Source organism: Bradyrhizobium sp. Crot121, assembly GCF_059512385.1.
On the sequence record NZ_JCAMOR010000422.1, the window covers coordinates 1 to 408 of the forward strand.

At 62.7% G+C, this 408-nt stretch carries 1 protein-coding gene; it reads left to right on the top strand.

The window, feature by feature from the left end:
• The first annotated feature begins 97 nt into the window (after positions 1 to 97).
• Positions 98 to 322 carry a hypothetical protein gene (locus tag AC5ZGW_RS47280; RefSeq protein WP_496114291.1) on the top strand — a complete coding sequence of 75 codons (225 nt, stop codon included), beginning with the start codon at positions 98 to 100 and terminating at the stop codon, positions 320 to 322.
• Positions 323 to 408 lie beyond the last annotated feature (86 nt).

A 408-nucleotide genomic window follows, 5' to 3' on the forward strand; every position in this document is an offset into this window, starting at 1 on the left:
GAGCGGGTCTCATTGCTGTTGACACCGGCGTCTAATGTCCGCATATTGCGGACATGGCTGAGCGGATTGTCCCCGGCCGATTGTGAGGGAAACCCCGATGACGGAAGCTACCACGATGGATCAACAAGAGCAGGTCGCGCGCATCGAGCGCATGCAGGAAGAGACCCGCAAGTTCGTCGCTGAGCAGCACAAGTTGATGGCTGAGCAGGGCAAGCTATCGCGCGATGCGGCCCTCGCTCCTTGGCAGATCGCCGTGGGCGGGATGACCGCCGGTGCCGCGCTGTTCGGTGCCGGTGTGGCGTTCATGAAGTTGATCGGATGACCCCCAACCGCTTCACCCAATGTTTGGCCTCGCTGCGGTGGACGCAGCGGGGCCTCGCCTCGATCCTCGACTGCGATGACAGGCTC

What these genes read in the sequence shown, in the direction of transcription:
- AC5ZGW_RS47280 (WP_496114291.1), top strand. Translation starts at nt 98, where the DNA reads ATGACGGAAGCTACCACGATGGATCAACAAGAGCAGGTCGCGCGCATC.